Consider the following 4,568-nt stretch of genomic DNA (forward strand, 5'->3'; position numbering starts at 1 on the left):
TGCGCAACATCGACGTCCAGCGCGTCGGCGGGCGCGTCACCTTCGACGGGACCCTCGCGCTGGTCGACGTCGAACTCGTGAAGGACGGCTTCGCGCGGCTGACGGCCAAGGGCGTGGTGCCGCTCACGATCCTCGAGGGACCGGCCGACGGGCACGTCACACCGACGGCCGCCGACCGCATCGACGTGGCGATCGTGTCGACGCCGATCGACCTGGCCCTGGCCGAGGGCATCACGCCGCAGATCACCAGGCTGGGCGGGCAGGCGCAGCTGGACGTCAGGGTGACCGGGTCCGGTCGTGATCCGCACGTCGAAGGCGCGCTCTTCATGATGAAGGGCACGTTCGTGCTGCCGCTCACCGGCGTCACCTACAAGAACCTCGACGCCGTGCTCTCGTTCGAGCAGGAACGCGTGGTCATCAGCGAACTGGGCGTCGAGACCGACAACGGCGATCTGCTGACCGTGGAAGGTGAACTCGGTCTCAGTCGTGAGCAGCCGCGAGCCGTGAAGCTGCGGATGCAGGGCAAGGACTTTCGCATCCTCGACAACGAGTTCGGGCTCCTCGACCTGGACACGGACCTGACGATCACGGGCACACTGCTGGCGCCTGTCGTCGAGGGCACCCTGCAGGTGTCCGATGGCCGCCTCGAGCTCGACGAGATCCTGCCGCAGTTCACCGACTCGGCCTACGCGACGCAGGCCGAGTACCAGGGCATTCCCACGGCGCGTCTTCGCGGCGAGATCGTGCCCGACCTGCTCGGCGACGACGACCGCATCCCGCAGTTGGTGGCCGGCCAGAACACGTTCGTCGTCGGCACCGTGCCGGCCTCGCCGCCTCCCGCCCCCGGCGGCCCCGCGGCGCCTCCGCCCGGCGACCCGGCGCCAGGCCGACCCGGGGCCGTGGCGTCCACGGCGCCCGCCGCTCCAGCGTCCACGCGCGGCGGCGCGTCGGGCACGCCTGCGGCGGCTGCGGGTTCCGCGGCCCCAGCCGCGGCAGCAGACGCCAGCAGCGTGTTCGCCGACACGGCGCTGAACATCCAGGTGCGGATTCCCGACAACCTGGTCGTGCGCGGGCAGAGCATCGAGGCCGCGCGGGCGTCCGTGGGCGACCTGAACGCGACCCTCGGCGGCAACTTCCGCGTCGCCAAGACGGCCGGCAAGCCGGTCGTCCTGCTGGGGACGGTGAACACCGTCCGGGGAATCTACTCGTACCAGGGACGCCGTTTCGATCTCGTCCGCGACGGCCAGATCCTCTTCCGCGGCAACGAGGAGATCGACCCGCGACTCGACATCACCGCCCAGCGGGTCATCCAGGGCGTGGAGGCCCGCGTGCGGATTCAGGGCACGGCGCGCAAGCCGGAGCTGTCGTTCTCGTCCACGCCCCCGCTCGACGAAGGCGACATCCTGGCGCTCATCGTCTTCAACCAGCCGCTCAACCAGCTGGGCACCGGCCAGCAGAACTCGCTGGCACAGCGGGCGGGTGGCATCGCGGCCGGGTTCGTCGTGTCGCCGCTCGCCGAGGCGATCGGCAGCACGCTCGACCTCGACCAGTTCGAGGTGGAGACCACCGACCCCACCGGGCGCGTGAATCCGGCGGTGGTGATCGGCCAGCAGGTCACGCAGGATCTCTTCCTCCGCTTCCGGCAGCAGTTCGGCAACCAGCAGGTCTCGCAGTTCCTGCTCGAGTACCGGCTGGCCGACTTCCTGCGCCTGCAGGGCAACGTGGCCGAGGGCGATGGCCTCAGCGCCGGCAACCGATCGCTCACGCAGCGCATCGAGCGGTACGGCGTCGATCTGGTGTTCTACTTCTCGTTCTAGCGTCCGGCGTCGGGGATGTCGATTTCCGCGGCCCCCGTTCGTCACCATGACGAACAGGCGCGCCGCGGCGGGATGCACCCGCTGCCTGGCGACCTGGGGAAGAGAGCTCAGTCATGTCGAAGTACCTGTTGCTGCTGCGCGACGACGATACGTTTCCGGACATGGCGCCCGATGCCATGCAGGCGCTGATGCAGCGCTACATGGACTGGACCGCCGGCCTGGCGCAGCGCGGGGCCCTGGTCGGCGCCAGCAAGCTGACCGACCGCACCGGGCGCGTGGTGCGGCGAGCGAGCGGCGGCTCGACGGTGACCGACGGGCCCTACGTCGAGGGCAAGGAACTGGTGGGCGGCTACTTCGTCGTGCACGCGGCCTCCTTCGACGAGGCGGTGGCGCTGACGCGCGACTGCCCGCACCTGGAACTCGGCTCCATCGAGATCCGGCAGTTGGAGGACACGGGTGGCGCGCAGTCCTGACCTGGTCGCCCACCTGTTCAGGGAGGAGGCGGGGCGCATCGTGTCCCGCCTCACCCGCGTGCTGGGGGGCCGCCATCTCGACCTGGCCGAGGACGCGGTCCAGGAGGCGCTGATGCGGGCCCTGCAGGGCTGGCCGCTCCATGGGGTGCCCGACCAACCGGCGGCATGGCTGTTCACCGTCGCGCGCCGGCTGGCCATCGATGCGCTGCGGCGCGACACCTGGTTTCGCGAGCGGGAGACGGCCATCACGGCCGCCCTCGAGGCGCTGCACCGCGACGCGGTCGACGAAGGCCGCCTGCCGTTCGGCGATGCCGACCTGTGCCTGATGTTCCTGACCTGCCATCCGGCGCTGTCGCAGGAGGTGCGCGTCGCGCTGACGCTGAAGACCGTGTGCGGCTTCGGCGTCGACGAGATCGCACGCGCCTTCCTGCAGCCGAAGGCCACCGTGGCCCAACGGCTCGTGCGTGCCAAGCGGACCCTTCGCGACCGTGACGTCGCCGTGGACCTGCCAGGCCCTGCGGCGCTGGCCGAGCGGCGGGCGGCCGTGCTCGAGGCGCTCTACCTGATGTTCAACGAGGGCTACGCGACGCACGACGGCGCGTCGCTCACGCGCCCGGATGTGTGCCTCGAGGCCACGCGCCTGACCCGTCATCTCGCGACGACGCCCCCACTGGCGGCCCCGCCCGTGTTCGCGCTCCTCGCCTTGATGCTGGTGCACGCCGCACGACTCGCCGCGCGGACGACCGTCGAGGGCGACCTGGTGCTGCTCGACGCCCAGGATCGGACACGGTGGGACGGCGCCCTGTTGTCGGAGGGGCTCGCGTGGTTCTCGCGCAGCATCACGGGGCCGGAGGAGACCGCCTATCACCTGCAGGCTGCCATCGTCATCACGCACGCCGCCGCGGACGGCGGGCAGACCGACTGGCCCCGCATCCTCGGCCTCTACGACCGGCTCCTCGCGCTCACGCCCTCGCCGGTCGTGGCGCTGAATCGGGCCGTCGCCGTGTGGCGGGTGGCGGGGGCTTCGGCGGCCCTCGACGCCCTGGCGCGCGACGGCATCACCGCGCTGTTGCCCGCGTACCACCTGGCCCACGCCGTGGAGGGCTCGCTGTTGGCCGCGCTCGGGCGGCGTGACGAGGCCCGGGCGGCGTTCGACCGCGCGCTGGCGTGCAGCTGCTCCGCGCCGGAGCGCCGCCTGTTGCTGGAGCGGCGCGACTCGCTCGCCGCGCCCTGACCAGACCGCACGTCACTCGCCGACGTGGCGTCGATGGGGGAGAGGCGTGCCAGCCCGGGGACCACGCCGATGAGGCTGCCCGCGGCAACGGCTGCCGGCACGGGCTGAGAGACGGCAGGCGTCACCGCCCGGGTGCGCCCGGCTCCACGGGCGGTCGCGGCCCTCCGGTCGCGACCCAGCAGTCCGCCAGGTGGTCGTCGACCAACCCTGCGGCCTGCATGAAGGCGTAGCAGATGGTCGGGCCGACGAAGGTGGCGCCCGCCTTGACGAGCGCGCGGCTCATGGCCGTCGCGGTGGGCGTGACGGCAGGCACGTCGGACATCGTCGCTGGCCGGTTCACCCGAGGCGTGCCCTCGACGAACGCCCACAGGAAGGCGTCGAGCGAGCCATGCGTGGCCTGCAGGTCGAGGACGGCGCGCGCCGTGCGGATGGCCCCGCGGATCTTCAGGCGATTGCGCACGATGCCCGGGTCGGCCAGGAGGCGGGCCACGTCGTCTTCGCCATAGCCCGCGACGCGCGCGATGTCGAAGCCGTCGAAGGCGCGGCGATAGGCCTCGCGCTTGCGGAGCACGGTGATCCAACTCAACCCCGCCTGCGCCCCCTCGAGGATCAGCAGTTCGAAGAGGGCACGGTCGTCGTGCACGGGGACGCCCCATTCCTCATCGTGATAGGCGACGTAGAGCGGGTCCGTACCGCACCAGGGACAGCGGGGCATTGGGAGAGAGTAGTTCGGAATGCTGCCGCGGCCGCATTCCGAACTACTCATGCCTCATGCCTCATGCCTCATGCCTCATGCCGAAGGCCAAAGGCCAAAGGCAAAAGGGAGTCGGGAAAGGGCCGAAGGCGTCCAGCCCCCAGCCCCCAGCCCCCGCGTCCCGCTAGGTCGTCGGGGCGCGGAGCGTCCTGACGAACTGTTCCAGGAGCTCCTGGTCGAAGTGCGACGCCAGGTGGGTCGTCATGAGGTGGAGGGCATCCACGGGCTTCATCGCGCGCTGGTAGCTGCGGTCGCTGGTCATCGCGTCGTACACGTCGGCGATGCCGGCG

The 4,568-nt window shown here is 71.3% G+C and carries 4 protein-coding genes; 3 read left to right on the forward strand and 1 reads right to left on the reverse strand.

Annotation, left to right across the window (positions count from 1 at the left end):
- The 3 genes from ACIRDX_RS20715 to ACIRDX_RS20725 form a co-directional block, all read left to right on the forward strand.
- Nucleotides 1-1,817 (forward strand): translocation/assembly module TamB domain-containing protein (locus tag ACIRDX_RS20715; RefSeq protein ID WP_396627336.1); only part of this gene is annotated, 1,817 nt, incomplete at its 5' end.
- A 113-nt stretch (nucleotides 1,818-1,930) separates the two neighbouring features.
- Entirely contained in the window at nucleotides 1,931-2,290 is a 360-nt protein-coding gene (locus ACIRDX_RS20720) for a YciI family protein (RefSeq protein ID WP_396627337.1), read from the forward strand.
- On the forward strand, nucleotides 2,274-3,524 hold the full coding sequence (locus ACIRDX_RS20725) for an RNA polymerase sigma factor (RefSeq protein WP_396627338.1): 1,251 nt from the start codon (nucleotides 2,274-2,276) through the stop codon (nucleotides 3,522-3,524). The genes ACIRDX_RS20720 and ACIRDX_RS20725 overlap by 17 nt, the downstream gene beginning before the upstream one ends.
- 121 nt (nucleotides 3,525-3,645) lie before the next feature.
- On the opposite strand, the gene ACIRDX_RS20730 is transcribed toward ACIRDX_RS20725, so the two are convergent.
- The gene (locus ACIRDX_RS20730) at nucleotides 3,646-4,239 is read right to left on the reverse strand and encodes a DNA-3-methyladenine glycosylase I (protein ID WP_396627339.1); all 594 of its coding nucleotides are present in this window, start codon (nucleotides 4,237-4,239) and stop codon (nucleotides 3,646-3,648) included.
- Nucleotides 4,240-4,568 lie beyond the last annotated feature (329 nt).

The sequence above is a fragment of the Luteitalea sp. genome (assembly GCF_044337415.1).
Lineage (GTDB): Bacteria > Acidobacteriota > Vicinamibacteria > Vicinamibacterales > Vicinamibacteraceae > Luteitalea.

Excerpts from the sequence above, each read along its gene's own strand:
- ACIRDX_RS20720 (WP_396627337.1), top strand. The coding sequence starts at position 1,931 with ATGTCGAAGTACCTGTTGCTGCTGCGCGACGACGATACGTTTCCGGAC.
- ACIRDX_RS20730 (WP_396627339.1), bottom strand. The coding sequence starts at position 4,239 with ATGCCCCGCTGTCCCTGGTGCGGTACGGACCCGCTCTACGTCGCCTAT.